Source organism: Streptomyces violaceusniger Tu 4113, from assembly GCF_000147815.2.
GTDB lineage: Bacteria > Actinomycetota > Actinomycetes > Streptomycetales > Streptomycetaceae > Streptomyces > Streptomyces violaceusniger_A.
Genome location: NC_015957.1, coordinates 10,525,642 through 10,551,753 on the forward strand (window position 1 = coordinate 10,525,642; position 26,112 = coordinate 10,551,753).

Below are 26,112 nucleotides of genomic sequence, written 5' to 3' on the forward strand. Positions count from 1 at the left end.
CTACTGATCTGCAAACGCCTGCTCTGCCATGAGGCGCACGTATAGACCATGCGGCTGCACACCAACCAGCCGGAACCCACTGGGGACCAGCTCCGGCCCCACCGCGCTCGCTGTGATCGGCCTCGATGACGGCGGAGTCCTCGGCACGTCAATGATCAGGCGGTCAACAGCATCGGCAAGCAACTGGGCCACTTCGTTTGCGCTGCCCTCAATCAGCACCGAACGTGCGCCTGCATCGGCCAAGGTGCCCAGAGCCTTGCCGGGGACGTCTCCGAGCGGTCCGCTAGGCGTACGGAAAACCTCTGTCCCATGGCCTCCTGGCGCGCCTTCCTCGATCGCCCCGGTCCGTCGGATCACAAGATCGTGTGTGCGGCGTAGCTCGGCAATGCCCGCGCCGTCCTCGTCAAAGCCATCTGCACCGACGGTGTACGCCCAGGTGATGTGTGGCCTTCCCGTACGCAGTGAGTGCAGCCACGGGCCGAGAACGAGCAGCGCTTCCTGCTCCAGGACACCGCGCTCTACCTCGATGCCGGCCTGTTCCAGGACCGCCGCACCACCCTCTCCGCGTGAGGTGGGGTCCATGACGGCCATCAGGACGCGGGACACCTTGGCATCGATCAGTGCCTGTCGGCATGGCGGGGTCCGGCCGTGGTGGTTGCAGGGCTCCAGGGTCACGACCGCCGTGCCGCCCTCGGCCCGCTCCCCCGCTGCGGTGAGTGCGTTCACCTCGGCGTGGTGGTCGCCCTTGCGGAGGTGGTATCCCTCGCCGACCGGTACGCCGTCGCGGTCGAGGATCACGCACCCGACGGGCGGGTTGGGGCTCGTCGTCCCGAGGCCCTGGGCAGAGATGGCGATTGCTCGCCGCATGGCCGTCAGTTCGTTCGACGTGGCCATCAGAACCCCGCATTCTCCTTGACTGCGTCGAGTAGGTCCCGCACAGCGTGAACATTACTCGCCGCCGCGAGAGCGTTGACCGCCGTCACTGCCTCTTGCAGAGTGCGGCCGGAACCGGAGCCGCGGGCCATGTCGAGAACGACTGCGGCCTCGGCGGCGGCCTGCTCGTACTCCTGGATTCCCACGTAGGCCATAGCGAGCCGCGCCTGGGCGAATCCTCGGTCACGCTGGTAGACGTCCGGGAGTTCGGCCAGCGCGGTCTGGAAGGTGGAGACTGCCAGGTCCGGTCGGGACAGGTTGAGCCAGCAATTCGCGCGCTGGATTTCGATGTAGCTGGACGTGCAGAAATCCCCGTGGCCGGATCGGGCGTCACCGGAGGATTCGGCGATGGCGGCGAACTCGTGGGCCTCGTCCAGCTTTCGGAGACAGGCGACCTCGTCCCCGTCGAGGGCAAGCCCCTGCGCTTCCTGCTGAATGGCGGCGGCCTTCATCGGGTGTGTGAGTGCTCGTTCGTGGCGCTGCACAGCCTGCGCGAGTCCGATCGCCTGGCCTGCGTTCTTCTTCCCGGCCGCAAGCTGGCTGCGACGGAACAGGGTCCACGAGAGCATGGCTTCGTCTCCGGCCTCCATGGCCCATTCCATGGCCCGGCTCGTCCAGGTCTCCGCGCTGGACACGTCCATGGAGTCCTCGTGGAGCCACGCGGCGGACTCGGCGTACTGGGCCGAGAGCCTCAGCAGCTCTTGCCGGTGCTCGCCCCTGCTGTCCTCCAGAAGACCTTGCAACATGTCGAGCTGCTGATGGACTCCCGCGAGGGCGTGACGCGGGCCGAAAAGGTTGTCGGCCCTGACCAGCGTGTGCCACATGTCGCGGAAGTGCTCGATCGCTGCTTCGCCTCGTCCGGCGGCGAGTCGGTGTGGTCTGGCGGGCTTGGGACGCACGATCTCAGCGGAAGCGTTCACGGCGCGGAGGGGCCCGCTTCCTTGCAGGGCGACACCAATTGCGTGCCCGAGAAGGGCCCGGCGATTTATCGGCACGATCTGCTCCCTTCCATCGACGTACACCGAAACCAGAACGATTTCGGGTAGCGCATCCGCGTCCGCCGAATTCGAGGGGTCCACGTGCACAATCGGCAGACCAGAGATCGCCCCCGTTGCAGGTAAGGGTGTGGGGTCGTTCGAGCCGTCTGGACTACTGCGAGCGTAAGCCTGGTCCTGGGCAGCGGCGCCCGGTGACGGGGTACCCTCCCACGGCCGCTCGGGCAGGTCGAGCATGTGGCCGGGAATGCCCAGTCCATCAGCGATGCGTTCCATGACGGCGACGCTGCGAATGCCTCGATCACCTCGGATCACGTCGCCGACGCGCGCGCTGGTCATCTTGGTGACGGCAGCGGCGATTGCCGCGTAGCTCGCTGGGGCTCGTCTGTTGACGAGTCGGAAGATCTCCCCGAAGTTCCTTCGTCTGCACGCCCGTTTCATGTCCTCGCTGTTGAGCAAGCGGGCCGGGATGGTGAGGGGGTATCCGCTGCGCCTGGCTTCACGTTCACTCATCGGCCGCTCACGAGGTGTAGGGACATGCGTCACATTTAGCGTAGATCGCGCCGAGTGTTGGGGTACCCCATTGCACTGCCTGGGGTACCCCGTTGGCTGTCCCGGTGAGGGCGGCTCACCTGCACTCTTGTGGCCATGAGGCCAGAGCTGACAGGCCCTGAAGGACGAGTGGTGGTAAGGCGTTGGACCCGCCACCCCCGTTGTGTCGCCCTGGCCCGAGCCGACTTGCGTAAGGCTCTGGCTGGTTGGGGGCTGATCGCGGTCGAAGAGGTCGCGCTGTTGGTGCTGTCCGAATTGATAACGAACGCCGTACGTCATGCACGGGTGCCGGGGCGCCAGATCGAGACGCGCTATCTGCACCAGGGCGACAAGGTGCGGCTCGAGGTTCACGACGCGGCCGACCAGCTACCCAAACTGAGGACTCCCACCCCCGAATCCGTACGCGGCCGAGGGCTGGTCCTGGTCGAATCGCTCGCCGATCACTGGGGCGTGACCCCACGGGCAGCCGTGGGCAAGGCGGTCTGGGCCGTCCTCACACTTCCTGTCGACGAACGGGCCTCACTGGCCGGTGAAGAGCGTAGAGAGGGGCACTCGTGACGGCCGCCGGAAACTCCGTCATACGGCAGGGCGATTGGACCCTGAGCGCAGACGTCACAGGAAGCCCGCCGATCTTGGAGGCCGAATGCACGACGTGCGACGACTCATCCGGCGCCGCTGAGGAGGCCAAGCAGCCGGAGGTGTGGTGTCTGCGTCACGCGAACCAGACGGGCCACACGGGATTCCGAATGATCATCACGAGCTTCTTCCGCGCGTCCATGGCGAGCGTGGGCTCGTCCGAGACGGCTGCGCGAGGCCGACGCCGTACGGCGATGCCTGACGCGTAGCCCCTCAACAACTTCAAGCAGGCGGGGAGCGGTGGTCGTCAGGCCCCCTTCTCTGCACCTCCTGGCCCTCTTTGAGTATGGGTACTCAGGTGCTCGAGAACTGTGCTGTGCATGGTGAAGCCATGTTGAGCAGCAGGTTATGCCGCTGGTTAAAGGGGATCGTCGTCTCGGCAACCGCCGCCCATGGGACGTACTGGGTGTGGGAATCCGCCGAGCAGTGGGAGTCGGAAGCGCGACATGCCAACCCGGACGGGGGCATCGGCACAGGGTTTATCGAAGGGGCTCTGGCCACATTCGCCTGGTTGACGCTGGTGCCGTTGCTGCTGTGGTCAGGGATGCGGCTGCTGCGGGAGCGCGACAATCAGCTGCTGGTGACCATGGGATCGGCGGCGTGGATCATTCTCGGGACTCAGATGACCGAGGGCGGCGTCAGCAGGGTGGAAACGGAACTGTTCCTTCTCGCGTTCACTCTGCTAGGCGGCTTCCTGGCGCTGTTCCGCCCCACCGCACCAGAAGAGTGACCGCCCAGCGGCCGGCTCACCGGCCCTGCCCCGAGCGTCTCCCGGCGGTTCATGTCAGAGCTGATGTCATCCACACGCCAGAGGCCCCTTCCATGATGGGAAGGGGCCTCTGGCTGGTGCGCGCTCGGCAGGATTCGAACCTGCAACCTCTTGATCCGTAGTCAAGTGCTCTATCCGTTAAGCTACGAGCGCTTGGCTTCCCGGCGGTTTTTCTTGCCGGTCGGCGTTGCGGGGACAACATTACATGACCTCTGCCGCCAGGCGAAATCCGTTTCCCACACCCCTACTGACCTGCGAAAACTCCGTTTTCGGGGGCTACCGGAGCGGCCGTCGCGAGACATCGGGGAGCGGGCCTTCGCGTCGCGAGGCGCTTGGGCAGTGACGGCCGTCTTCACGGAGGGATACAAGGCAGTCGCTCTGCGTCGCCTCGGTGAGAGTCCGGGATTGGCAGGGTTATGGGGCCGCGGTCGTCCGGCGTCGCAGTCACGGTCACGGTCACCGTAGTGAGGGGAGCGTGGGCGGGCATCGGCGTGCCGGGTCGCTTCCGTGATCGTTTGCGGCGTCCCGCGGAAACGACACAGGGAGCCCACGCCATAGGCACGGGCTCCCTGATCAGAGAGCGGAGGCTGAGGGATTTGAACCCTCGATGGGCTTTAGGGCCCAAACCGCATTAGCAGTGCGGCGCCATAGACCAGACTAGGCGAAGCCTCCAGCACACCGGTTTCGCTCGCGCGAGCGCGATGTGGTGTGTGCAGATGATGTCACAGCCCTGCGGGATGTCACCAATCGCGGACTACGGTACTCGGCGGGCGGGGCCCATCGCAAAGCCCTAACGCCCGGGAGCAGCCCCAATGCCGGAGCGCAGCCCTTATGGCGGCGCAACGCGCGCGGCGGCGGCGCGTTAGACGGGGCAGGGGCAGCGCGCCCCCGTCTGATCACTCCAGGAGTGCCCCGATGCCCCTGCTGCACCGCCTCGTCGTCACCGCCGTTCTGACGACCGCCGCCATGGCGGGCGCGCTGGCCCCCGCCGGGGCCACGCCGCTGCCGCTGCCCCTGCCGTTCGACGGGGAGAGCGCCGATCGGCTCATGATCACCGTCAGCCAGAACGGTGATCCCGACGACGCCTCGACCTTCGTGCTGGGCTGCCACCCGACCGGCGGTACGCATCCCCGGGCCCGGGCCGCGTGTGCGCAGCTGGATTCGCAGACCGTGTGGGGCCGGGATCCGTTCGCGCCGGTGTCGCCCGATGCGATGTGCACCGGGCAGTACGGCGGGCCGGCCACGGCCCGGGTGACGGGTCACTGGGCGGGGCGTCCCGTCAACGCCTGGTTCAACCGCACCAACGGGTGTGAAATCGCCCGATGGAATCGGTTCTCCGTCGTTTTGCGCACGCCTGGGAGCTGACCTGGGGATTGGGACGGGAGTGGGAAGAGGAGAGCACGGAGAAGTTTGTCCGGGCGTGCGTCGAGACGCGTACGTCGTGCTGCGACCTCCCTCTCATCCGCCGTCACGTCCGGCTTCGGTGGCCGTAGACTCCCCTAGAGACACTCCGCAGACGGGACGGCAGAATGACTGCGAGTGTCAGCAAGATGCAGTAGTCAGGGAGGAAGCGTCGTCGTGAGCAGCAGGCCATCCCGAGGCGCTGCTCGCCTCGCAGCGATACTCGACGCCCTCCCGGACGCGCTGTTGCTCGTCAACTGCAACGGCACGATCGTCAACGCCAACCACATCGCGCTGGAGTCCTTCGAGGCTCCGGGCACCGCCCTGGTCGGCCGTGGTCTGCTCGATCTGCTCCCCTCCTTCGATCCCAATCGCATTCCCGGGTCGATGCGGCGCCCCGAGTCGGCGCCACGGGACGGCATCAAGCCGACCCGGATGATGGCCCGGCGCACCGACGGGGCGCAGATTCCCGTCGAGGTGACCAGCGCGAATCTGGAGGACGGGCGGACTCCTTACGCCGATCAGTACAGCTACACCGGCGATGAGCTGCTGATGCTCATCGTGCGTGACCTGACCGGGACGCTCGACACCGAGACCGAACTCGCCCGTCAGCAGCGCCAGACCGAGATGATCCTGCGCGCGGCGGCGGAGGGCGTGGTCGGCGTGGACACCGAGGGCAAGGTGGTCCTCGTCAACCCGTCCGCCGCGCAGATCCTCGGCTACCGGGCCAGCGACATGGGCGGTCAGGAGCTTCACTCTCTTGTACACCACTCGCGCCCGGACGGTTCCCCGTTCCCGTACGAGGAATCGCCCCTCGCCGACTCCCTGCGCTCCGGCCGCAAGCACCGGGTGCGCGGCCAGATGCTGTGGGCGAAGGACGGGAGCGAGGTCCCGGTCGATCTGACCACCGCGCCCGTCCGCGACGGCGAGCAACTCGTGGGCGCGGTGATGACCTTCACCGACCGGCGTGCCGAGAAGGCCATGGCGGCCAAGCACGCCGAGGAGGTGGAGAGCCTCACCACCCAGCACACGGAGGAGGTCGAGCGCCTCACCACCCAGCACACGGAGAAGGTGGAGAGCCTCACCACCCAGCACGCCGAGGAGCTGGAGAACCTCACCGCCCAGCACACGAAGACCGTGGAGGAGCTGCGGACGCAGCTCGCCGAGGAGCGCGCGCGGTACACGGCACAACTGGAGTCCGTAACCGCCCGGAACAGCCAGCTTCTCGCCGTGCTGGACCAGTCGCTGCGCGGACCGCTGCTGCAGCTGCGCGGCGAGCTCGGCGTGCTCGCCGACGACCCGGCCGGGCAACTGTGGCCCGAGGCCAACCAGATCCTGCACCACCTCGCCGCCGGCTACACCCGGATGACCACGCTCGTCGACAACGTCCTGAGTTACCAGCGGCTCGACGCGCACAGCGAGGAGCTGGCCCGCCGTACGGTCTCGATGGACGAGGTCGTATCGGCCAGTGTGGAGGGCGCGGTCGAGCTGATCGGCCCGGGGCGCGCGCAGTTCGCCGTGCACGCGCCGCCGATCGACGCCGAGGTGGACCCGGAGCGGCTGGCCCAGGCGCTCGCCCATCTGATCGCGGACGTGGCCGGGGTCGACTCCACCGGCAACACCGCCGCGGGCAGCTCGGCGAGCGACTCGACGATCGTGGTCGCGGCGGCGCAGCGCGGCGATGTCGTACGGATCGAGGTCCGCGGGCCGTACGCGGGCGGCGATCCGGTGCACGAGCCGATCGTGCGCGGGATCGTGCGCCGGCACGGGGGCGTGCTCCAGACCCATGAGATGCCGGGCATGGGCGGACACGCCTACGTCCTGGAGGTGCCGATCTCGGCGGCGGCCGCGGCCGAGCAGGAGCGCGCGGACGGCGACACCGCCGGGCAGGGCGACGGTACGCAGGGACAGGGCACCTCCGGCGCGGGCACCGACTCGGGTACGGGTGCGGGCACGGGCACCGTGGGCGGCAACGCCACCGGCCAGACCCCGACCGGACGCCGCGCCCGACACGGCGCGGCCCCCGGCGGCACGCCAGGCGACACCAGCGGCGGCGGTACGCAGGGCAACGGCACGCAAGGCAACGACGCACAGGGCGGTACGCCTCCGCCCAACCTCCGTAAGGCCGACCCGCAGACGGCCGACCCCCGTACGGCCGACCCGCGCACCGCCGCGCAGCAGGGCGCCCCGGGCGCGCCCGCCGCACTTCCCGCGGTCGTCGGCGAGGACACCGCGGCCCAGCAGCAGGGCGCGGCCGAGGCCGGGGACACTCCACGCCCCACCGGGCGGCGCAGGGCGCGCCCCCACCCCGACGAGGCGGCGGCCGCGGCCGCCGGTCCGCAGCCGACGGGCGCCGCCGCCATGGGCGTTGTGCCGCCTCAGGGCATTCCGGCCCAGCAGCAGCCCCAGGGCCGCCGCGCCCGGCGCGGCGCCCCGGCGCAGGAGCAGGGCGGCCCTCAGGCTGCCGGTGCCCCCGCCCAGGGCACGGGCGGTCGGCCTGCCCTCGCTCTGCCCGCGGCCGCCTCCGACACGCCCCAGCGGCCCGCCCAGCCGGTCGCATCGGGCATGCCCGCGCTGCCCGCCGCCCGTACGTCCGAGGAGCAGCAGCCCAACTGGGGCCAGGACACCCGCGCAGGCCAGCCGGAAGAGGTCCCGCCCACCGGACGGCGCCGCGCCCGCCGCACGCTGGCCGAGGCGTCGGAGCTGCCGGCGCCCGACCAGGCGCAGCCCCAGGGCCAGGGCCAGCCCCAGGGCCAGGCCCAGGCGCAGCCCCAGGGCCAGGCGCAGCCCCAAGCTCAGCCGCAGCCGACGGGGGAGCCCGGTCTCGTCCGCTCTCCCTTCGCGCTGCCCCCGGCCGCCGCCGACCGGGCGCAGCCCGGCGCGCTGCCGCCGGAGCTCGGCCCGGCCGGGCTCGTACCGGCTCAGCACGGCGCCCGCGAGGCGCGGGGCGGCGCGCCTCAGCCGCAGCCGGGCGGGGGCCTGGCCGTACGAGGCGAGCCCGTACCCCCCAACGGCGCCGCACGGCCCGGGGGCTGGCCGTCCGACCCCGGTCAGGCGCGGGGCCAGGACCCGCGTCGGCCCCAGCCGCAGCCGCAGGCCCAGGGCTCCGGCGCCGCTCAGCCCGTCGGATCGGGCAGGCCCGCGCTGCCCGCCGCCCGTACGCCCGAGGAGCAGCAGCCCAACTGGGGCCAGGACACCGGCGGCGGTCAGCCGCAGGATGTCCCGCCCACCGGACGTCGCCGCGCCCGGCGGCCACTGGCCGAGGAGCAGCCGGAGGCGGCCCAGGGTGGCCCGGGTGGTCCAGGTGGCCCGGGTGGTCCGCAGCCCGCCGAGGCGAGCGGGCGCCGACCGGCCCAGCAGCCGACGCAGTGGCCGGACGCGCCCATGCAGCCCCGTCCGCAGCCGTTGCCCGCCGAGGCCCCGCAGAGCGCCGACGCCGCCCAGGGGCGTGCGATCAGCGTGCGCACCCTGGGCCAAGGGGTGCCGTTCGCCCAGCAGGTGGGGGAGCACCCCCAGGGCCAGCCGCAGCAGGGCCAGCCCCAGACGCCCTCCGGAGGCACCAGCTTGGGCTCCGGCAGGCGCCGCAAGCTGGCCGCCCGGCCCGAGATGGCGGACCAGGGCACCTCGGCCGAACTGCAGCCGGCCGGCAGCCGTTCGCAACCGCACCCCGGGGCGCAGACCGGCGCTCAGCCCCGCCCCCAGCCCGGGCCGGGGGCGCAGCCGCAGCGTGCCGCGAGTGCGTCGCAGAGCTCGGGCCGTGCGTTCGCCATCGGCGCGCCGGACGAGGGCGCCGAGGGGCCGGAGCCGCTGGACGGGCCCAACGGCGCCGTCGAGATCGTCGACGACCGCACCCCGCCGCCCGACGACGAACTGCCCCCGGAGCCGCTGGACAACCCGCGCCGCCTCCTCGTGTGGCCCGCGCCGGACATGTCCACCCAGCAGGCGCTGAGCGACCGCGGCTACCGTCCGGTGATCGTGAACTCCCGTGAGGAGGTCGACGCGCAGATCGCCGCGTACCCGGCGGCTCTGTTCGTCGATCCGCTGACCGGGCCGATCACCCGGACCGCGCTGCAGTCGCTGCGTACGGCCGCGGTCGCCGCCGAGGTGCCGGTGCTGGTGACCGCGGGGCTCGGCCAGGCGACGCGGGAGGCGGCATACGGCGCCGACCCGGCCGTCCTGTTCAAGGCGCTCGCACCGCGCGACAGCGAGCAGCATCCGTCGCGCGTTCTGCTGATCGAGGAGCACGAGCCGATCGCGGCTGCTCTTACGGCGACGCTCGAGCGGCGCGGGATGCAGGTCGCCCGCGCGGCGACGGACGCGGACGCGGTCTCGCTCGCGGGGCAGATGCGGCCGAATCTGGTGGTGATGGACCTGATGCAGGTACGCCGCCGCCGGGCCGGGATCGTCGACTGGCTGCGCGGCAACGGACTGCTCAACCGCACCCCGCTGGTCGTCTACACCTCCGCGGACATCGATCCGGCGCATCTGTCGCGGCTGGCCTCGGGCGAAACGGTGCTGTTCGTCGCCGAGCGCTCGACGAGCGCGGAGGTGCAGTCGCGGATCGTGGACCTGCTGGCGAAGATCGGCACCAACTGACGCGCGCGGTCCTTACGGTGACGTGCGGCCCGTAAGGGCACGCCTGCTGTCCTTACGGTGACGTGCCGCCCCTAAGGGCACGCCTGCTGTCCTTACGGTGACGTGCCGCCCGTAAGGGCACACCTGCTGTCCTTACGGTGACGTGCCGCCCGTAAGGAGACACTCGGCCTTACGGTGACCGCGTCACCGATGGGCGGAGGCTCGGGCCCGCTCGGCCCGCGCCCCCGACCCGGGTTTCCTCAGCCCAGTGTGGTCACAGGCCCAGCGTGGTCACGTCCAGCTCCCCGTCCGCGTACTGCTTGCGGATCACCTTCTTGTTGAGCTTCCCCACACTCGTCTTCGGCACCACCGGGATCACCGCCCAGTGCTCCGGCAGTTGCCAGCGCGCGACCCGTTCGGCGAGGAAGGCCCGCAGGCCCTCGTAGTCGACCGTGGCGCCGTCCGTCAGCACCACCGTGGCCAGCGGCCGCTCGCCCCACTTCGCGTCCGGCACCGCCACCACCGCCGCCTCCGCGACCTCCGGATGGCCCATCAGTTGGTTCTCCAGCTCGACCGAGGAGATCCACTCGCCGCCCGACTTGATGACGTCCTTGGCCCGGTCGGTCAGCGTCAGATAGCACTCGGGGCTGATGGTGCCGACATCGCCGGTCTTCAGCCAGCCGTCCTCGGTGAACTTGTCCTCGGGGCGGAAGGGCTCGCCGTCCGCCCCTCCGTAGTACGCGCCCGCGATCCACGGCCCCCGTATCTCCAGCTCACCCGGCGTCTTCCCGTCCCATGGCACGACTTCGCCGTCCGCCGAGATCAACCGGCACTCGACGGACGTCGGGAAGCGGCCCTGCGACAGCCGGTACGGCCAGCCGTCCTCCGCCGAGAGCCCGCCCGGCGGATGGGCCACGGAGCCGAGCGGAGAGGTCTCCGTCATGCCCCACGCATGGACGACGTGGATGCCGTGGCGCTCCTCGTACGCCTTCATCAGGGCGGGCGGGCAGGCCGAGCCGCCGATGAAGACGTCCCGCAGACAGCTCACCTCCCGCGGCCTCGCGTCGAGTTCGGCGAGCAGCCCCTGCCAGACGGTGGGGACGGCGGCCGCGATGGTGGGACGTTCGCGCTCGATCATCTCGGCGAGCGGCTCGGGCTGGAGGAAGCGGTCGGGCATGAGTATCGAGGCGCCCGCCATAAAGGCGGCATGCGCGGTGCCCCATGCGTTTGCGTGGAACATGGGCACCACCGGCAGCAGGGTGTCGCCCCCGGACATTCCGAACGACTCGGCGGCGTTGACCTGCATCGAGTGCAGGTAGATGGAGCGGTGGCTGTAGGCCACGCCCTTGGGGTCCCCGGTCGTCCCCGAGGTGTAGCAGAGCGCGGCGGCCTGCCGCTCGTCGATCTCCGGCCAGGCGTAGTGCCGCGGCCGGCCCTCGATCAGCTCCTCGTAGTCATGGACCCGGGCGGCGCAGCCGTCCAGAACGGAACGGTCACCGGGCCCCGCGACCACGATGTGCTTCACGGTGGTGAGGCCGGGCAGGAGCGGGGCGAGCAGCGGCAGCACCGAGCCGTTGACGATGATCACGCGATCGGCGGCGTGGTTCACGATCCAGCCGAGCTGCTCGGTGGGCAGCCGCAGGTTGAGGGTGTGCAGTACGGCGCCCATGGAGGGGACCGCGAGATACGCCTCCAGATGTTCGCCGTTGTTCCACATCAAGGTGGCCACGGCCTGCCCCGGCTCGACCCCGAGCTCATCGCGCAGCGCGTTCGCCAACTGGATCGACCGCATGCCCACGTCATGAAAGCTGCGGCGCCGGGGCTCGTCCTCACCGGTCCAGGTGGTCACATGGGCCGTACGGCCATGCACGAGTGCCCCGTGCACGAGGATGCGGGTCACGGTCAGCGGTACGTCCTGCATCGTGCTGAGCACCGGGGCCTCCAGGGTTCCGGTTACGCGCGGGCTGAGGTTCCGCCGATTCTGCAGCCGACCGCTCGGTATGTCACTACCCCCGGACCTCGTCGGTCGCCCGTCGATCGCCCGTCGGTCCCCCTGCCGACCTCCGGGACGGTCCCCCGGTCAGCCCCCGTCGGCCGCCGTCCGGCCGGTCACGCCGCGTAGCCGAGTTCCGGGTCCTCGCGGAGCTTGCTGAGGGCGCGCGAGACCGCGCTCTTGACGGTCCCGACGGACACCCCGAGTACCTCCGCCGTCTGCGCCTCGCTCAGGTCCTCGTAGTACCTGAGGACGACCATCGCCCGCTGACGGTCCGGCAACCGCAGTACGGCCCGCCACAGCGCGTCGCGGACGACCTGCCGTTCGGCGGGGTCCGGGGCGGGCACCGTCTCGGGCTCGGGCAGTTCCTCGCAGGCGAATTCGTCGATCTTGCGCTTGCGCCACTGCGAGGTTCGCGTGTTGACCAGCGCACGCCGCACATAGCCGTCCAGCGCGTTGTGGTCCTCGATACGCTCCCACGCCAGGTACGTCTTGGTCAGCGCGGTTTGCAGCAGATCCTCGGCGTCGCACACGTTGGAGGTCAGCGAGCGGGCGGTGCGCAACAGCACCGGCCCCCGCGCCCGTACATACGAAGTGAACGACGGGAACGCGGCGGCGGATACGCCTGTGCACACGGTCGTGGTCATGGCTTAACGCTAGGAGCCGGGCAGGTCGGAGCGGATCGGCCATAAGTGCCGAAGAGGGATCAGCCTCAGGGTGTACGGGTGGGGCTGGCACCACCTCCTCCGGGGGGAGGGGGCGAGCCGAGGGTCAGGGTTCCTCCCGACGGTTCCCCGGGAGCGTCCCCGAAGGCGCTCCGGGAGAGTTCCCGACGATTCCCCGAAGATGCCTCCCAAGACGCCTCTGAGGACACCTCGGAGGACACCTCGGAGGACACCTCGGAGGATGCCTCGGAGGACACCTCGGAGGATGCCTCGGAGGACACCTCGGAGGATGCCTCGGAGGACACCTCGGAGGATGCCTCGGAGGATCCAAGGGTGTCCCGGACGGGGGCCGGTGGCGGTGGGTCACTTGATGATCGCGACCGGTGCGTCCACCTTGTTGCGGTCGATGCGCAGCGTCCGGCCACCGTGCGTCACATCCACGTTGCCCTTGTACTGGTGGATGCGGCGGTGCGGATTCCACGCGCTCTTGGCCAGCGCCGGCTCACCGTACAGCGACGGCTTCCCCTTCCAGCGGGCGAACCACATGGCGGAGGGCAGGTCATGGACCCCGGCCCGGCGGGCCTGCTCCACATGACGCACCCCGGACTCGGCGCTGCTGTAGAAGCCGGGAAAGAAGCCGCGCGAGCGGACCTCGCGGTTCCAGCCGCGGATGAAGGAGAGCGTCTTGGCGGCGCAGCTCGTTTTCGTCAGGTCGTACGCCTCCATGTCGAGGTAGAGGGCGCTGCGCTTCTTCAGGGACAGCGCCTTGGCGCGCGCGACCGCGTCCTTGCCCTCCGCGCGCCCCTGGGAGAAGGGCTTGCTGCCGATCGGCACATGCTTCTTGTTGGCGCTGCGGACGCAGGGGGCCTGGGATCCGACGAAGATGGGCAGCACCCGCCACTTCATGCTCTTGACCCCGCGCATCCAGGAGACGGTGAGGTTGGGCTGGCTCGCACAGGCCCGGCCGCGGCCCGCGTAATAGACGCCGACGGCGCGGTAGCGGGAGCTGTTCCACGCCCGCAGGGTGGCGAGGGACGGCGCGTGGCAGGTGTCGAAGGCCCAGCCCTGGAAGACCTTGGCGCCCAGGGGGCGGGGGTCGGGCAGGACCTCCGCCGAGGCGGCGGGGGTGGCACCGGCGATCGCGGTGGCCAGCGCCGCGGCCAGACCGGCGGTCCAGCCTGTGGCCTGCCAGTTGCTCGAACTGTTCCGCCTGCTCCGCCTGCTCGGCCTGCTCCGCCTGCTCTGCTTTCTTCGGGTCATATGAGGAGTGAAGGTGGATCTCGGCGGCCCGATACCGCCGACACGCGCGCGGTTCAGCCGTCTGCGCCGAGGAGAAGCCCGGATGTCGGTACCCCAGTGCCCGCGGTGACCAGGGCGCGGGCGGCCCCCGGCACCTGGTTGACGGAGGTGCCGCGGATCTGGCGGACGGCCTCGGCGATCCCGTTCATCCCGTGCAGATACGCCTCACCGAGCTGACCGCCGTGGGTATTGAGCGGCAGCGCGTCCTCGGCGACGAATCCGGCCGCCTCACCGCGCCCGCAGAAGCCGAACTCCTCGAGCTGCATCAGTACGAACGGCGTGAAGTGGTCGTAGAGGATGGCCACGTCGATATCGGCCGGGGTCAGCCCGCTGCCGCGCCACAGTTGCCGGGCGACCACCCCCATCTCGGGAAGGCCCGCCAGGTCGTCGCGGTAGAAGCTCGTCATCTGCTCCTGGCCGCGGCCCGCGCCCTGCGCCGCGGCCGTGATCACGGCGGGCGGACGCGGCAGGTCGCGCGCCCGTTCCACGCTGGTGACGACGAGCGCCTGACCGCCGTCCGTCTCCTGGCAGCAGTCGAGCAGCCGCAGCGGCTCGACGATCCAGCGGGAGGCGGCGTGATCGGCGAGGGTGATCGGCTTGCCATGGAAGTACGCGGCCGGGTTGGTGGCCGCGTGGCGGCGGTCGGTGACGGCCACATGGCCGAAAACCTCGGGCGTCAGCCCATAGGCGTACAGATAGCGCTGGGCGGCCATGGCGACCCACGAGGCCGGGGTCAGCAGCCCGAAGGGCAGCGACCAGCCGAGCGCTGCGCCCTCGGCGGACGGCTCGCGGTGCTGTACGCCGGAGCCGAAGCGGCGCCCGGAGCGCTCGTTGAACGCGCGGTAGCAGACGACGACCTCGGCGACGCCGGTCGCGACGGCGAGCGCGGCCTGCTGCACGGTGGCGCAGGCCGCGCCCCCGCCGTAGTGGACGCGCGAGAAGAAGGTGAGATCGCCGATGCCGCACGCCTGCGCCACGGTGATCTCGGGGCTGGTGTCCATGGTGAAGGTGACCAGCCCGTCCACATCGGCCGGGGTGAGGCCCGCGTCGTCCAGGGCCGCCTGGACGGCCTCCACCGCCAGCTTCAGCTCGCTGCGGCCCGAGTCCTTGGAGAACTCGGTGGCACCGATGCCGACGACGGCGGCCCGGCCGCCCAGGGTGTCCGCTTTACGGGCGCTCATCGGGGGGTCCCCGGGGTGGTGGTGGGGGCGTCGGTGATCGTGTGGGTGCCAGTGGTCGCTGGGGCGTCGGTGCTCCCCTTACGGGCGTCACCGGTTCCCGGGGCGTCGGTGGGGAGCTGCACCGTGACCTTGCCGGTCACATGGTGGCCGATGCCGTTTCTGCCGGTGACGGCGACCTCCGCCGTACCCTCCGCGACCGCGGTAACCTCACCCGTCAACACCATCTCATCGCCGGGGTAGTTGGGCGCGCCGAGTCGGATGGCGACCTTACGGAGGCGGGCCCGCGGCCCGAAGTGATCGGTGATGTACCGGCCGACCAGGCCATTGGTGGTGAGGATGTTCATGAAGATGTCCGGGGAGCCCTTCTCCTTGGCCGCCTCGGCGTCGTGGTGCACATCCTGGTAGTCCCGGGATGCGAGGGCTCCGGCGACGATCAGGGTCCGGGTGATCGGGATACGCAGCGGGGGCAACTCATCGCCCGTACGCACCGTCATAGGGCCGCCTCCTCGTCCGTACTGTCCGCCAGGTCCGCCAGGTCCGCCAGGTCTACCGGGTCTACCGGGTCTACCGGATCCACCAGCTCCGCCGGGTCCACCAGCTCCGCCGGAGGGTTCGCCTCGTCCGTCCCTCATGCCTCGGCACCCCGGAACACGGGCAGCTCCAGCTCCTCGTCCACGCGCAGAAACTCCAGCTCGACGGGCATGCCGATGCGCACCTTGTCGTACGGCACCCCGGTGATGCCGCTGACCATCCGCACCCCCTCCGCGAGCTCGATCAGGCCGACCGCGTAGGGCGGGTCGAAGGCGGGGAAGGGCGGATGATGCATGACCACATAGCTGAACACCGTGCCCGCGCCGGACGCCTCGACCGCCTCCCACCGCTGGGAACCGCACGCCCCACACCCCGGCAGCCACGGGAAGCGCGGGGCGGCGCAGTCCAGGCAGCGTTGGATGAGCAGCCGATGCCGGGCGACGCCCTCCCAGAAGCCCGCGTTGTCGCGGTTGATGACGGGGCGAGGACGACGGGGGCGGTCGGCCGCCCGCTCCGACTCCCGCTCCCGTCTCGGCTCCCGCTCCGGCTCCGCCTTCGGCCGCGCGGGTGCGTACTTGAGGATGCGGAAGCGGTGGGTGCCGGCCAGTTCCCCGTCCCCGGTACGGACGTTCATCCGGGTGGTGACGAAGTATCCGGTGCCCAGCTTGGTGGTCTTACGCGGCGACACCGACTCGATGACCGCGTCGAAGGTGACCCGGTCGCCGGGGCGCAGCGGCCGCAGGTACTCCTGCTCGCAGTCGGTGGCGACCACCGAGGTGCAGCCCGCGTCGTCGAGCAACGCCAGCAGCTCGTCGTACGCCTCGGAGCGGGCCGAACCGCCCGGGTGCCCGGCCAGTCCGCCCATCGTCCACGCCTGCAGCATGGTCGGCGGGGCGATATCCGGATAGGCGGGGTTGGTGTCGCCCATCGCCTCGCACCAGTGCCTGATCATGGGCTCGTTGACCGGGTCCCTGCCCGCGCCGCCGCTCGCGGCCGTCCGCCCCTCGTACGCTCTCAGCCGTCCGTACAGCTCATCGAGCTCATTCAGGTCATCCAGGTCGTGCAGCTCATCGCGCGTCATCGCTGCCCCTGCCGCATGTCTGCCGTAGAAAGCAACCTGACTATCCGTCAGATAAGTCGACCCCGTCAAGAACACCGAACCAGGCCGCCACACCTCAAGGCCACCACGCACGATCGCGCGATGGCGTCGATACGCCACCGCGCGACCGCACGACCTCACCCGTCCCGGTTCGCTCAATGAATCACCACAGCTCACTCAGATCGATCGGACATTGCCCCACCCCTGCGTTTCCCGTGCGGGCGTCCGCGATGGCGGCGACCTGCCCCCGTGCGATCGGGGCAGATCCCAGGAGCCGCGCCCCGCGCTGGACGCGGAGAACGGCGGCGCGGTGAAGGTGCGGCCGGAGCCTGCCTTTGTGCTCACCATCTCGATTCCTCCGATCCTCCGACGCTCGGGAAGTGTCGCGGAAGCAGAGTTGCCCACCGATTCCCGGACGATGCGCACGGGCCATGGGAATTACCACGCAAGCATGATGAACCTGTTTTAAACGCCCGACACACCTCCACTCCCCACACCGCGCCGATGCGCCGGGTGCGGCGGTGCGCCGGCACGGGGCGCGCACCCCGCCCCGCCGCAGGGTGGGCCTTACGAGGGAACCGGTTCCGCATAGTTTCGGCCATCCTCGGCGACTTGCCGGGCCCCCTTCCCATTACCGAACACTTGTCCGAAAATGGGTCACATGGCGAATCCCGCACTCGCCCATGTTCTTGCCCACGCCCTGACCGCCGCGGCCCACGGCTTCCGCGTGATCCCGCTGACCCGCGCGAAGCTGCCCGCCGTGCGCTCCCCTCACCACCACGACCCCGCGCCTCTGCCGTGCCGCGGCGAATGCGGCCGGCTGGGCCACGGAGTCCATGACGCGTCGGCGGACCCCGAGGCGATCCGCGCCCTGTTCGCCGCCGCCCCCTGGGCCACCGGCTACGGCATCGCCTGCGGACGCGCCCCGTACCACCTCATCGGCCTCGACCTCGATCTCAAGGACGGAAGACCAGGAAGACCCCGAGGACCCGGGGGAGCGGGCGCCACGGACGGTCGGGCCAGGACCAGGAAGCCCGGTGCAAGCGGTAAGGACGGCACGGACAGCACGGACGGTCTGACCGCGGACGGTCTGGCCGCCCTCGCCCGGCTGGCCCGCGAGCATGCCTTCGCCATCCCCCTTACGGTCACCGTGCTCACCCCGAGCGGCGGCCGCCATCTCTGGTTGTGCGGCCCGCCCGGCCTCGCCGTCCCCAACTCCGCCGGACGTCTGGCCCCCGGCATCGACATCCGCGGGCTGGGCGGCTATCTGGTCGGCCCCGGCTCATCCGGCTCGCACGGCAGCTACCGCCTCGCGCCGGACTCCCCCGCCTGGGCCCCGGCGCCCGCCCCGGCCGCCCTGCTGCGCCTGCTCACACCCCCGCGCCCGGCCCCGCACCGCTCGTACCGCCCCGGCCCACCGTCCCCCGGGCCGCCGTCCCCCGGCCCGCATCCCGCGGCCCTGGAGGGGCTCGTACGGTTCGTCCGCGCCTCACGGGAGGGCCAGCGCAACGACCGGCTGTTCTGGGCCGCCTGCCGCGCCTACGAGACGGGCGCCGGGCCGGAGTTGGCCCCCGCCCTGATCGAGGCCGCGCTCGACACCGGCCTGGCCCCGCGCGAGGCCCGCGCCACCGTCGCCTCCGCGGCCCGCAGCGCCGCCCGCCATCTCCAGCCCCCGGACGCGTGGGCCTGACGCATACGCCCGGGCCGGCTGAACGGAGCAGTGGCGGCAGCCGTACGGCAGAACGCCAGAGGCGGCGCGATCCAGCGGTATACGGACGGTGAGCCGTGCGTTACGTGAACGAGGAGCACTATCGTGACCACGCGACGAGGCGCTCCGTACAGGAACCGAAAGGCGCAGGGACCGCACGACGCGGTCACCAGGCGGCGCAGGAACCAGGCCCGCTCGCCGGTGCTTCCGCCCCTGAGGCGGACCGTGAACGGATTCCCGCTCTCCCCGTGACCGGTGCTCGGCGACCGGTGACCGCTGACCGGCCGACCGGTGACCGGCCGACCGCCTCCGGCGCACCGGTACCAAGGCGCGAGCAGGGGGAGCATTGCACGAGCTCTACGCACAGGGGTGGTTCGCGGACTTCGCGTTACCCATCGGCGTCTGCGCACTGGTCACCTGGATCTCGCTGGTCCACCGGTTCTCCGACAAGGGCCGCCTGCTGGGAACCGTAAGGTCCGCGGCGCTGTGCTGCGGAATCATCGCCTGCACCTGCGCGGCGGCCCTGCTCACCATCGCCCTGCTGCTGCCGCACGCCGCCGATGTGCCCCCCGCCGTGGCCGCTGCCGCCGCGGGCGGGGCCCTGGCGCCTCGCGTCCGTCAGCAGCAGAACCAGCAGTCCACGCCGCCCTTCGTGGCCGTGATCACGCTGGGCATCGCGGTGCTGCTGAGCGAGCTGGAGCGGCGGCTGGTCCACGACATGTACATCCACTGCCACCGGCTGGTCCGCGACTTCGAGAACGTGGCCCAACTGCGCATGTTCGCCTTCGAGGCCCGCCGCCACCTGCGCGGCTGCGCCGCCGCGACCAAGGACAGGACGACGATCAACACCTTGTACGAGGAGGTGGACCAACTCCTGGACGACGCGACCAAGGTCGAGGCCGATATCGAGGCGAGATGCCGGCAGCGCGAGGTCCAGGAGTTCCCGCCGGAGCTGCACACCCCGACCCGCGAGGAGGCGGAGGACCGCCGTCAGGCCCTGGCGATGGCCATGGACGCCTGCGCGCGCATGCTGGAGTTCGGCTACCGCACCGGCAAGCGGAGCGGCGACCGCGAGCTCACGCGGCTCCGCGACGAGGCCCTGGCGGCGCGGCCCCTGGCCACGACAGGCACCCCGCACCCCTGAGCGACACGCCCCTGACACGACGCACCCCTGGCGCGACACCGCACACCACAACGCCCGTCAGGGACGCACCCCGACACACACGCTCAGGGAGCGTAGACAAAGGCATCGGACCCATCGCCCAGCCCACGCGTCCGACGAGCCCCGTCCTCCTTGGGCTCCACAAAACTGATCTTGATGTCCAGATCCAGGGCCTCGGCCACGGCAGCGAGACTCCGCAGCGTCAGATTCTCGTCCCCGGAAAGTATTTGGCTCACCCTCCCCGGGCTGACCTCCATGAGCCGGGCGAGGTCAGCACGGCTCATGTCGCGCTTCCCCAGCAACCCCGCGACCTCCACGGTGGCCTGACGCGCCAGCCGAGCCCCCGCACAGTCCACGGCCTCCCCCTTCGAACCCTTGCCTTTCCACGGCACACTCATCACCCTCCCAGCGCATGGTGCCGACCGTTGGGCTTCAACCCCTCAGCGACAGGATCCCACCTTTAGCTACAACTAAAAGCCCACATCCCCCACCCCCGCCACCCAGCCCACCCCCACTCGCCTATTCCACCCGCCCTGACCTGCACCAACACCCACCCCATAGCTTTTCGGCCAGATCTAACCCCGCCCACCCCCAGCCAGGCCCGCCGACGCCCCCTCTGCCTCGAACGGCTAACGCCAGGAGCCCGCGCCCACCAATGGCCCACACACAGCAGGCGCTCCATCGGCTCGGCCACGACTGTCAGCGGCGCGCAGTACGGTCCTGACATGGCAGCCAGAATCGATCTGACCTTTGATTGCACGAACGCGAAGCTCCTCGCCGAGTTCTGGAAAACGGCCCTGGGATATGTCGACGAGCCGCCGCCCGCTCCCTTCAGAACCCGCGAGGAGTGGCTCGCACAGTTCGATCTGCCAGAGGACGACTCTGCGGACGACGGCGCGTGGCTCTGCGATCCCGACGGCATCGGCCCCAGGCTCTCCATCCTCAAGGTCCCCGAGCGGAAGACAGCGAAGAACCGGCTTCATATCGACATCCGGGTGCCAGGACACGGCAGCCCTGACGAACGGTGGGCGCGGATAAGAACAGAGTCCGACCGACTCATAAGAGCGGGCGGAAACGCCCTGCAGGAGTTCGACGGGCACCACATCCTGATGGCTGACCCAGAAGGCAACGAGTTCTGCGTCGGCGCAGCCTCGTCCTGTACCCCGTCCAACACCGACGGAACGATCCACTCATAGCCCAGTCACCTCACCCCAGCCGGGCCCTGGGCCTCTTGATCCGTACGCCCTGGCGGCCAAGAGGTTCGTCACGCGGGACTGCGGTTATGTCGTCCGGGCGCCGCACCCGCTCAACCCGCACAGGCGTGTCGTACTCCTCGGCGGCTGGTCCACCTACGGCACGGTGGCCGCCGCCCGTTGACTGACGGACAAAGGCGCCGACCGCTCGCTAACGGCCGATGTCGCCGTACTCGTGGAGGCTTCAGTCCTGCGCGACGGCCACGTGTCCACGCCGAACGTTCCACGCCGAGCGAGCCTGAGCCTATGAGCTGCGGCGAATCGCTGAGGCACTCTCCGGGAGAGCCCCCGCAAGGCGCCGGGAACCACGCCAGATCCTGGCCCACGCCTGGCCCACGCCTGGCCCACACGCGCTGGTCAACGGCGGGATTCCGGCGGGACAAGGCGAGACGGCGGACACGCAGAAGGGGTGCCCCCGAACCAGGGACACCCCTTCCGACCAGCTACGTCGCTGACCTGCGCGGAGGCTGAGGGATTTGAACCCTCGGTGACATCGCTGCCACGACGGTTTTCAAGACCGTTCCCTTAGGCCGCTCGGGCAAGCCTCCCCGCGCCACTCGCGGTGGCGCGGGGATCAGCCTAGCGTGTCAGCTGTCACCCTTGCGCTTCCCCAAAGTGACGTCCGCCTTCGACACCTTGCCGCCGCGCTTGTAGGTGAGAGTGACCTTGTCGCCCGGCTGGTGGGTCCAGATCTCGCTGATGAGGGTCGGGCCGCTGTCGATGGCCATGTCGTCGAGCTTGGTGATCACGTCGCCGGACTTGAGGCCCGCCTTGTCGGCCGGGCCGCCGGGGACGACGGCGGGGCTGCCGCCGCTGCCGTTGGAGGCGATGGTGGCGCCGTTGGCGGAGTCCTTCGTGCTGACCGTGGCCTCGATCACCGGGTAGGTGGGCTGGCCGGTCTTGATCAGTTGCTCGGCGACGTTCTTGGCCTGGTTGATCGGGATCGCGAAGCCGAGGCCGATGCTGCCGGACTGCTGGGACTCGCCGAGGCCGCTGCCGTTGCCGGCGGACTGGATGGCGGAGTTGATGCCGATGACGCCGCCGTCCGCGTTGAGCAGCGGGCCGCCGGAGTTGCCCGGGTTGATGGAGGCGTCGGTCTGCAGGGCGCTCATGTACGAGGCGTTGCCGCCGCCTCCGTCGCTGGAGGCGACCGGGCGCTTCTTGGCGCTCACGATGCCGGTGGTGACGGTGCCGGAGAGGCCGAAGGGGGCGCCGATGGCGACGGTGGCGTCGCCCACGGCGACCCGGTCGGAGTTGCCGAGCGGGAGCGGGTCGAGCTTGGCGCCCGCGGCGTTCTTGAGCTTGACCACGGCGACGTCGTAGCCCTGGGCGCGGCCGACGACCTCGGCGGTGTACCGCTTGCCGTTGGAGAAGGTGGCGGTCAGCTTGCCGTTGTCGGCGGCCGAGGCGACGACGTGGTTGTTGGTGAGGATGTGGCCCTGCTTGTCGTAGACGAAGCCGGTGCCGGTGCCGCTCTCACCGTTGTTGCCCTGGGCCTCGATGGTGACGACGCTGGGCAGGGTCTTGTTGGCGATGCTCGACACCGAGCCGGGCGCGCGGCTCTCCGTCTTGGGGTTGCCGTAGGCGGAGACCGTGGTGGTGTCGCTGCCGTTGCTCTCCCGGTCGGCGGCCCAGAAGCCGATGCCGCCGCCGATGGCGCCCGCGACCAGTACGGCGGCCAGCATGGCGGCGACCAGTCCACGGGGCTTGCGCTCGGAGGGGCCGGAGGGCGGCACGGGAGCGGTCCCCCACGGTCCGCCCGGGCCGCCCTGCCCACCCTGTCCTTCGCCCGGGCCGCCGGGCTGCTGTCCGCCGTCGGCCGACCACCACGTGCTGGACTGGCCGGCGTCCGCGCCGGGGCCCGAGGCGCCGGGCGCTCCCTGCGGCCCTGCCGCGTCGGACGGGCCTATTGGCGCGTCGGGTGCGGTCGGCCGCCCCGCGGTGGGCTCATAGTCCGGCGCGGGTGGTACGGCCGGGTTCGGGTGCGGCGCCGGAGGGGCCGGATGCGACCCGGGCGCGGGCGGAACGGCAGAGCCCTCGTTCTCGGTGCTCACAGCAATCTCCTCAGGTGCACGACAGATTTCCTCGACGGCCCACGTGTACGTCTTACCGTCATCAGCTTTTCCCACAGCGCGTCAGACGGCCGTAAGGAGCGGCGGTCCTGCGGACTACCACCCTTTATCCCGGACAATTCGACCCACCGCCATTCCGTGCGAACGTACGGAGGGGCCGAGTCCACCGGCTATCACCGGGCGGTGGCACCATAACGCGGTGACCTATGCGCGCCCTGCCCGGGACAGCCACCCCGGGCCGCCCACCGTCTCCGTCGTCGCCCACCGCGGGGCCTCCGAGGATGCCCCGGAACACACCCTGGCCGCCTACCGTAAGGCAATCGAGGAGGGCGCCGACGCCCTGGAATGCGATGTCCGGCTGACCGCCGACGGCCACCTCGTCTGTGTCCACGACCGCCGCGTCGACCGCACCTCCAACGGCCGGGGCGCGGTCTCGGCGCTGGAGCTGTCCGATCTGGCGGCCCTGGACTTCGGCTCCTGGAAGGGCCGGGCCACCGACAAGGAGGAGCCGGACCGCGACAGCCGGGACAGCACCTCCGTCCTCACCCTGGAACGGCTTCTGGCGCTCATCGCCGACGCGGGACGCCAAATCGAACTGGCGATCGAAACCAAGCACCCCACCCGCTGGGCGGGCCAGGTGGAGGAGCGGCTGCTCACGCTGCTGCGCCGCTACGGCCTGGACGCGCCGCCGCCCGGCGAACGTTCACCCGTCCGTGTGATGAGTTTCTCAGCGCGCTCACTGCACCGGATCCGCACCGGGGCCCCCGCCATCCCGACCGTCTACCTGATGCAGTTCATACTGCCGCGCCACCGGGACGGGCAACTGCCGGCCGGGGTGCGGATCGCGGGGCCGAGCATCCGGATCGTGCGGAACCATCCCGGCTATGTGGCGCGACTGCAGCGTGAGGGGCACCGAGTGCACGTGTGGACCGTCGACGAACCGGAGGACGTCGACCTGTGCGTCCGCCTCGGGGTCGACGCACTGATCACCAATCGCCCCAAACAGGTACTGTCCCAACTCGGACGCTCATAATGGGCATTACAAGGCGTGCACCGGCGCGTTCGGTACGTATTCGATCGTGACGAGTGCGTCACGCGATGCCACTTGGCCGGTTTCCGCTCCAGCACCGCGGGGCATTCATCCCGTGGCGTGGGGCGAAGGAGGTCTCGGGGGTGGCGTTGGTGGTGGCACGGCAGGTGCCGACGTCGTCGACCATGGCCGTACCCCATGGTCCTGCGGGTGTCCGCGCGGCAAGACAGCGGATGCGTGTCGATTTGGGCAGGACTGGGGTATCGGATTCGGTCATAGACGACGCTGTATTGATCCTTTCAGAACTGCTCAGCAATGCATGGCGACATGGCCGCCCTTGGCGTTCCGGCCATGGTGGCGGCACGGTCCGGGCCGCATGGAGCGTCGACGAGCACGACCGGCTGACGGTCGAGGTGACGGACGGCGGAGGACCTACAAGGCCACTTCCGGCCAATCCCTCGGTGACCGCACGCGGCGGTCGCGGGCTGAACATCATCATGTCGCTGGCCGAGGAATGGGGCGTGCGGGACGGAGTCGGCGAGGTCACCGTATGGGCCCTTCTTCCGCCTGACGACGATTTCGCCCGTCGTGTCGTGCTTCCCCCGGACCTCTCCCCCGACCTGGGTACAGAGCTGGCCTCCGGGCTGCGTCCGAGCCTCGACGCGAATCTTGACGCGCAGCTCGACGCCAATCTCGACGCGAACCTGGGGCCGAGTCTCGGGGCGACCCTCGATGCTGACCTCGACGCGAACCTGGGCCCGAACGTCGAGGCGAACATCGACCCCGATTTCGATCGCGAGCTGGACTTCGCCGATCTGGACGAGCTCGCGTAGCCGACGCGGCTCATGGAGCCGACGCGGTTCGGCCAAAGGGCTAGGCTCGCGCCCGTACCAGTCGTACGCGCCGTAAGAGAGCACTGCCGCGGCCGTACGCAGACCGTCACGGGCGTACGAGCAAGCCCTGAGCCGCAGATCGGGAGACAGCCTCACCATGGCCAAGAAGCGCCGCCCACAGACGAAGGCCACAGGGCCACAGGCCGCCAACGGCGAGATCCCTGTGGTGGGCGCGCGGGAGCCTTGCCCGTGCGGTTCGGGCCGTCGCTACAAGGCCTGTCACGGCAGGGAAGCCGCACACGCCGCCACCGAGCTGGTGCAGCGCCCCTTCGAGGGGCTCCCCAACGAATGCGACTGGGTGGCCCTGCGCGAGCTGGTGCCCGCCGCGACCGTCGAGCTGCCCCTCGCCGAAGGACTGCCCGAGGGGGTTCCGTCGGTCACCCTGGCGACGGTGCTGCCCATGGCGTGGCCCGCGCTGCGCCGTGACAGCGGCGCCGTGCTGCTCGGTCTGCAGAACGACACGCCCTCCGGGGACATCAGCCGCGACCTGGCCGACACCCTGCGCCGGGCGCTGACCGCCGATCCGGGCACTCCGGTGGCCGCCGAGCGGGCTCCGGGCGACGGTCCACGGCTGCAGGATCTGCTCGACCCGAAGGGCACTTTCTCGCCGACCCTGCACGAGGGGTTCGAGTTCTGGGTCGACGACGCCGCGAACGCGACCGGAGAGGTCGCCGCGTCCCTGGAACGGGCCAACGCGGCCGCGATCCCCACCGCCCGGCTCACCGCTGTGGAGGCGGCCTACTGGTGTGAGACGCCGGAGAAGAACCACCTGCGCTGGGTGATGTCCCACCCCGAGGAGAAGCTGCTCGACGCGCTCGCGCGGCTGCACGCCGCGGGTGCCTCCTCGCTCGGCGACAACACCCGGCTGGTGGGCTCGTTCCGGGCCCACGGGCTCACGGTGCCGGTGTGGGATCTGCCCCGCGGGATGAGCGCCGAGGACACCGAGAAGCCGGCCGTGGACCTCGCCGAGCGGCTCGCGGAGGCGCTCGCCTCCGACGCCCCGCTGACGCCCGAGCAGCGGCGCGCCCGGGGCGGCCTCACCAACCGTCAGGTGACGCTGAGCTGACGGTCGCCGGACGGCCGGAGGGCGCCACCGGGGGGACGTGACGCTGCTCACAACTCACCGTTACGCCCTGCAAATAGGCGTCCGGAAATCCGCGATCGAATTTGCTATCGGCCGATCTCTTGTTACGGTTCTAAAAGCCCGGTCGCTGGTGCATCCCCCGTCGCCAGCGACCGGGCGCTTCCATGTCCGCGTCCGGACGCCGGCGCGAGAGACGGGCGGGGCGGCACGAGGCGGCCGGGAGAAGGTACGGACCAATTGCCTTCGGCGCCGCGGGAATTGCTCCCGGAGCCTGAGCCCGG

The 26,112-nt window shown here is 70.6% G+C and carries 20 protein-coding genes and 3 tRNA genes; 10 read left to right on the forward strand and 13 right to left on the reverse strand.

Annotated features, from left to right (window positions below; genetic code table 11):
- Window positions 1–894, reverse strand: coding sequence for a bifunctional diaminohydroxyphosphoribosylaminopyrimidine deaminase/5-amino-6-(5-phosphoribosylamino)uracil reductase RibD (gene ribD, locus STRVI_RS43095; RefSeq protein WP_014061863.1), 894 nt, complete (start codon window positions 892–894; stop codon window positions 1–3).
- Window positions 894–2,441, reverse strand: a complete 1,548-nt coding sequence (locus tag STRVI_RS53880) for a hypothetical protein (protein ID WP_014061864.1) — start codon at window positions 2,439–2,441, stop codon at window positions 894–896. Before STRVI_RS53880 ends, ribD begins: the two co-directional genes overlap by 1 nt.
- A gap of 135 nt (window positions 2,442–2,576) precedes the next feature.
- Here STRVI_RS53880 and STRVI_RS43105 point away from each other — a divergent pair, with 135 nt between their 5' ends.
- Window positions 2,577–3,038, forward strand: a complete 462-nt coding sequence (locus STRVI_RS43105) for an ATP-binding protein (protein ID WP_050994136.1) — start codon at window positions 2,577–2,579, stop codon at window positions 3,036–3,038.
- 409 nt (window positions 3,039–3,447) lie between these two features.
- Window positions 3,448–3,846, forward strand: a complete 399-nt coding sequence (locus STRVI_RS43115) for a hypothetical protein (RefSeq protein ID WP_014061867.1) — start codon at window positions 3,448–3,450, stop codon at window positions 3,844–3,846.
- Between the two features lie 119 nt (window positions 3,847–3,965).
- On the opposite strand, the gene STRVI_RS43120 is transcribed toward STRVI_RS43115, so the two are convergent.
- Both STRVI_RS43120 and STRVI_RS43125 read right to left on the reverse strand, forming a co-directional pair.
- Window positions 3,966–4,038, reverse strand: a tRNA-Arg gene (locus STRVI_RS43120).
- A 428-nt stretch (window positions 4,039–4,466) separates the two neighbouring features.
- Window positions 4,467–4,557: transfer RNA gene (locus tag STRVI_RS43125), tRNA-Ser, on the reverse strand.
- Window positions 4,558–4,800: 243 nt separating this feature from the next.
- On the opposite strand from STRVI_RS43125, the gene STRVI_RS43130 reads away from it, so the two are divergent.
- Both STRVI_RS43130 and STRVI_RS43135 read left to right on the forward strand, forming a co-directional pair.
- Window positions 4,801–5,250, forward strand: coding sequence for an SSI family serine proteinase inhibitor (locus tag STRVI_RS43130; protein WP_014061868.1), 450 nt, complete (start codon window positions 4,801–4,803; stop codon window positions 5,248–5,250).
- 213 nt (window positions 5,251–5,463) lie between these two features.
- Window positions 5,464–9,882: a response regulator gene (locus STRVI_RS43135; RefSeq protein WP_014061869.1), complete on the forward strand. Its 4,419-nt coding sequence runs from the start codon at window positions 5,464–5,466 to the stop codon at window positions 9,880–9,882.
- A gap of 253 nt (window positions 9,883–10,135) precedes the next feature.
- On the opposite strand, the gene STRVI_RS43140 is transcribed toward STRVI_RS43135, so the two are convergent.
- From STRVI_RS43140 to STRVI_RS43165, 6 genes are all read right to left on the reverse strand, one after another.
- Window positions 10,136–11,794, reverse strand: coding sequence for a long-chain fatty acid--CoA ligase (locus tag STRVI_RS43140; RefSeq protein ID WP_014061870.1), 1,659 nt, complete (start codon window positions 11,792–11,794; stop codon window positions 10,136–10,138).
- A 176-nt stretch (window positions 11,795–11,970) separates the two neighbouring features.
- Window positions 11,971–12,501 carry a SigE family RNA polymerase sigma factor gene (locus STRVI_RS43145; protein ID WP_014061871.1) on the reverse strand — a complete coding sequence of 177 codons (531 nt, stop codon included), beginning with the start codon at window positions 12,499–12,501 and terminating at the stop codon, window positions 11,971–11,973.
- A gap of 381 nt (window positions 12,502–12,882) precedes the next feature.
- The gene (locus STRVI_RS43150) at window positions 12,883–13,779 is read right to left on the reverse strand and encodes a DUF1906 domain-containing protein (protein ID WP_014061872.1); all 897 of its coding nucleotides are present in this window, start codon (window positions 13,777–13,779) and stop codon (window positions 12,883–12,885) included.
- A gap of 53 nt (window positions 13,780–13,832) precedes the next feature.
- Window positions 13,833–14,999, reverse strand: coding sequence for a lipid-transfer protein (locus STRVI_RS43155; RefSeq protein ID WP_014061873.1), 1,167 nt, complete (start codon window positions 14,997–14,999; stop codon window positions 13,833–13,835).
- A complete protein-coding gene (locus tag STRVI_RS43160) occupies window positions 14,996–15,493 on the reverse strand; it encodes a MaoC family dehydratase (RefSeq protein ID WP_014061874.1) in 498 nt (165 codons plus the stop codon). Before STRVI_RS43160 ends, STRVI_RS43155 begins: the two co-directional genes overlap by 4 nt.
- A gap of 134 nt (window positions 15,494–15,627) precedes the next feature.
- Complete coding sequence (locus STRVI_RS43165) at window positions 15,628–16,611, reverse strand: bifunctional MaoC family dehydratase N-terminal/OB-fold nucleic acid binding domain-containing protein (protein ID WP_014061875.1); 984 nt, start codon at window positions 16,609–16,611, stop codon at window positions 15,628–15,630.
- A gap of 679 nt (window positions 16,612–17,290) precedes the next feature.
- Here STRVI_RS43165 and STRVI_RS43170 point away from each other — a divergent pair.
- Window positions 17,291–18,319: a bifunctional DNA primase/polymerase gene (locus STRVI_RS43170; RefSeq protein WP_014061876.1), complete on the forward strand. Its 1,029-nt coding sequence runs from the start codon at window positions 17,291–17,293 to the stop codon at window positions 18,317–18,319.
- Between the two features lie 364 nt (window positions 18,320–18,683).
- Window positions 18,684–19,481 carry a hypothetical protein gene (locus STRVI_RS43175; RefSeq protein WP_014061877.1) on the forward strand — a complete coding sequence of 266 codons (798 nt, stop codon included), beginning with the start codon at window positions 18,684–18,686 and terminating at the stop codon, window positions 19,479–19,481.
- An 83-nt stretch (window positions 19,482–19,564) separates the two neighbouring features.
- Here STRVI_RS43175 and STRVI_RS55335 read toward each other — a convergent pair whose 3' ends face one another.
- Complete coding sequence (locus tag STRVI_RS55335) at window positions 19,565–19,897, reverse strand: helix-turn-helix domain-containing protein (RefSeq protein ID WP_286012075.1); 333 nt, start codon at window positions 19,895–19,897, stop codon at window positions 19,565–19,567.
- Between the two features lie 327 nt (window positions 19,898–20,224).
- On the opposite strand from STRVI_RS55335, the gene STRVI_RS43185 reads away from it, so the two are divergent.
- Window positions 20,225–20,695, forward strand: a complete 471-nt coding sequence (locus tag STRVI_RS43185; protein WP_014061879.1) for a VOC family protein — start codon at window positions 20,225–20,227, stop codon at window positions 20,693–20,695.
- A 518-nt stretch (window positions 20,696–21,213) separates the two neighbouring features.
- Here the strand turns inward: STRVI_RS43185 and STRVI_RS43190 are convergent.
- Both STRVI_RS43190 and STRVI_RS43195 read right to left on the reverse strand, forming a co-directional pair.
- Window positions 21,214–21,300, reverse strand: a tRNA-Ser gene (locus tag STRVI_RS43190).
- 39 nt (window positions 21,301–21,339) lie between these two features.
- Window positions 21,340–22,806 carry a S1C family serine protease gene (locus tag STRVI_RS43195; RefSeq protein ID WP_014061880.1) on the reverse strand — a complete coding sequence of 489 codons (1,467 nt, stop codon included), beginning with the start codon at window positions 22,804–22,806 and terminating at the stop codon, window positions 21,340–21,342.
- Window positions 22,807–23,023: 217 nt separating this feature from the next.
- On the opposite strand from STRVI_RS43195, the gene STRVI_RS43200 reads away from it, so the two are divergent.
- The 3 genes from STRVI_RS43200 (at window position 23,024) to STRVI_RS43210 (ending at window position 25,813) form a co-directional block, all read left to right on the forward strand.
- Window positions 23,024–23,857, forward strand: a complete 834-nt coding sequence (locus STRVI_RS43200) for a glycerophosphodiester phosphodiesterase (protein ID WP_014061881.1) — start codon at window positions 23,024–23,026, stop codon at window positions 23,855–23,857.
- A 140-nt stretch (window positions 23,858–23,997) separates the two neighbouring features.
- Window positions 23,998–24,687 (forward strand): ATP-binding protein, encoded by a 690-nt coding sequence (locus STRVI_RS56590; protein ID WP_435532606.1) that lies wholly within the window; start codon window positions 23,998–24,000, stop codon window positions 24,685–24,687.
- A gap of 157 nt (window positions 24,688–24,844) precedes the next feature.
- Window positions 24,845–25,813, forward strand: a complete 969-nt coding sequence (locus STRVI_RS43210) for a DUF5926 family protein (RefSeq protein ID WP_014061883.1) — start codon at window positions 24,845–24,847, stop codon at window positions 25,811–25,813.
- Window positions 25,814–26,112: the final 299 nt, after the last annotated feature.

What these genes read in the sequence shown, in the direction of transcription:
- STRVI_RS43165 (WP_014061875.1), bottom strand. Translation starts at nt 16,611, where the DNA reads ATGACGCGCGATGAGCTGCACGACCTGGATGACCTGAATGAGCTCGAT.
- STRVI_RS43210 (WP_014061883.1), top strand. Translation starts at nt 24,845, where the DNA reads ATGGCCAAGAAGCGCCGCCCACAGACGAAGGCCACAGGGCCACAGGCC.
- STRVI_RS43150 (WP_014061872.1), bottom strand. Translation starts at nt 13,779, where the DNA reads ATGACCCGAAGAAAGCAGAGCAGGCGGAGCAGGCCGAGCAGGCGGAGC.
- STRVI_RS43185 (WP_014061879.1), top strand. Translation starts at nt 20,225, where the DNA reads ATGGCAGCCAGAATCGATCTGACCTTTGATTGCACGAACGCGAAGCTC.
- STRVI_RS43105 (WP_050994136.1), top strand. Translation starts at nt 2,577, where the DNA reads ATGAGGCCAGAGCTGACAGGCCCTGAAGGACGAGTGGTGGTAAGGCGT.
- STRVI_RS55335 (WP_286012075.1), bottom strand. Translation starts at nt 19,897, where the DNA reads ATGAGTGTGCCGTGGAAAGGCAAGGGTTCGAAGGGGGAGGCCGTGGAC.
- STRVI_RS43155 (WP_014061873.1), bottom strand. Translation starts at nt 14,999, where the DNA reads ATGAGCGCCCGTAAAGCGGACACCCTGGGCGGCCGGGCCGCCGTCGTC.
- STRVI_RS43145 (WP_014061871.1), bottom strand. Translation starts at nt 12,501, where the DNA reads ATGACCACGACCGTGTGCACAGGCGTATCCGCCGCCGCGTTCCCGTCG.
- STRVI_RS43115 (WP_014061867.1), top strand. Translation starts at nt 3,448, where the DNA reads ATGTTGAGCAGCAGGTTATGCCGCTGGTTAAAGGGGATCGTCGTCTCG.
- ribD (WP_014061863.1), bottom strand. Translation starts at nt 894, where the DNA reads ATGGCCACGTCGAACGAACTGACGGCCATGCGGCGAGCAATCGCCATC.
- STRVI_RS43170 (WP_014061876.1), top strand. Translation starts at nt 17,291, where the DNA reads ATGGCGAATCCCGCACTCGCCCATGTTCTTGCCCACGCCCTGACCGCC.
- STRVI_RS43130 (WP_014061868.1), top strand. Translation starts at nt 4,801, where the DNA reads ATGCCCCTGCTGCACCGCCTCGTCGTCACCGCCGTTCTGACGACCGCC.
- STRVI_RS53880 (WP_014061864.1), bottom strand. Translation starts at nt 2,441, where the DNA reads ATGAGTGAACGTGAAGCCAGGCGCAGCGGATACCCCCTCACCATCCCG.
- STRVI_RS43160 (WP_014061874.1), bottom strand. Translation starts at nt 15,493, where the DNA reads ATGACGGTGCGTACGGGCGATGAGTTGCCCCCGCTGCGTATCCCGATC.